The following is a 1,388-nucleotide window of genomic DNA, read 5'->3' as shown; positions in this document are numbered from 1 at the left end:
GCCGCGAAGGCCGCCAGCAGCAGCGCGCCGGCCTGCAGGCCCGGCCCGCCGTGCAGCGCCACCAGGCCGTTGAGCAGGCACAGCGTGCCGACCGCGCCCAGCACCAGCCCGCGCCAGTCCAGCGCGTTGCCGGACTGGCCGGCGACGGCGCCGCCGGGGCTGCTGACCGGCACGAACCGGTAGGCCAGCGCGATGGAGGCGATGCAGAACGGCACCACCATGAAGAAGATCGAGCGCCAGCCGAACCAGTCCACCAGCAGCCCGCCGATGCTCGGGCCGATGGCCGGGGCCAGGACCACGCCCATGCCGAAGATGCCGCTTGCGCGGCCCTGCTCGTGCGGCTGGAAGGCGTAGAGGATGATGACCGCCGGAATCGGCTGCACCACGCCCGCGGCCAGCCCTTCGAGCACCCGGGCGGCCAGCACCAGCCCGTAGTGGCTGGCCACGCCGCCGCCGATGCCGCCCACCAGCAGCAGCACCATGGCGCCTACGTAGGTCGCGCGGTAGCCGAAGCGGGCCAGCAGCCAGGGGGTGGTGAGCATGGCGACCGTGGTGGCCACCATGAAACCCGACGACACCCACTGCGCGCGTTCCTGGCCGAGCGTGAAGTAGTGGCTCATGTCGGGAATGGCCACGTTCACGATGGTCGACGACATGATGGAGGCCATCGTGCCGACCATCACGGACAGCAGGAGCAGCCAGCGGTAGCGCTCGCCGTACCGTTCGCGCAGCAGGGCGGTGGAGCCGGGACCGGTCATCGGGCGGAAATCGGGCAGCGGCCGGCCGGATCAGGTCCGCTCGGACCAGAGCTTTCCGCCGGTGGCCCAGTTCTCGCGCTTGACGTCGGTGATGAGGATGTCCACCGAGTCGGGCGAGCCGCCGAGGATTTCCACCGACACGCGGGTGATCTCTTCCACCAGCTTCTTCTTCTGTTCGATGGTGCGGCCTTCCATCATTTCGATGTGGTACGTCGGCATGTCGGTCCTTCAGGGAGTTCAAAAAAGGGAGCGGCCATCATATCGGCGCGCCGGTTGCCGCGCCCTGTGGCGCGGAGCCCGTTCCGGCCGCGCACCGGGGGCACAGGCAGGCGGTGCCGCGCTGGCCGGGAGCCAGTTGCGCCAGGGCCTGCGCGGACACGGCGGCCGCCATGCACCAGCAATCCGCGGCGGGGGCGCCGGCTTCGATGGCGCACTGGTTGCGGCCGCCGCACAGGGGGCAGCGGGAGGGGTCCAGCGGGGCGGGGGAGGGCGGTGCGGCGGTCATGGCGTCGGGGCAAGGCGCCAGTGTAGACCGCGCCAGCGCGGCGGGGTGCCGCACAGGGGAATGGGCAAAAATGCCTTCCGGCGCATATTCTTCTAGGGCATTGTGCTATTAATTAAATAGCAATC

General features: G+C 70.2%; 3 protein-coding genes. All 3 read right to left on the bottom strand.

What is annotated here, in order from left to right:
* Positions 1–758: MFS transporter (locus AC27IO_RS24210; protein ID WP_498741215.1), on the bottom strand; the 758-nt coding region annotated here is incomplete at its 3' end.
* 30 nt (positions 759–788) lie between these two features.
* Positions 789–977, bottom strand: a complete 189-nt coding sequence (locus tag AC27IO_RS24205) for a 4-oxalocrotonate tautomerase (protein WP_272549570.1) — start codon at positions 975–977, stop codon at positions 789–791.
* A gap of 37 nt (positions 978–1,014) precedes the next feature.
* Positions 1,015–1,263 carry a cysteine-rich CWC family protein gene (locus AC27IO_RS24200; protein WP_498741214.1) on the bottom strand — a complete coding sequence of 83 codons (249 nt, stop codon included), beginning with the start codon at positions 1,261–1,263 and terminating at the stop codon, positions 1,015–1,017.
* Positions 1,264–1,388 lie beyond the last annotated feature (125 nt).

This window comes from Acidovorax sp. KNOB132 (assembly GCF_057541515.1).
Note: the sequence above shows the minus strand (reverse complement) of the source record. Positions and strands in the feature narration are given on the sequence as shown.

What these genes read in the sequence shown, in the direction of transcription:
- AC27IO_RS24200 (WP_498741214.1), bottom strand. Translation starts at nt 1,263, where the DNA reads ATGACCGCCGCACCGCCCTCCCCCGCCCCGCTGGACCCCTCCCGCTGC.
- AC27IO_RS24205 (WP_272549570.1), bottom strand. Translation starts at nt 977, where the DNA reads ATGCCGACGTACCACATCGAAATGATGGAAGGCCGCACCATCGAACAG.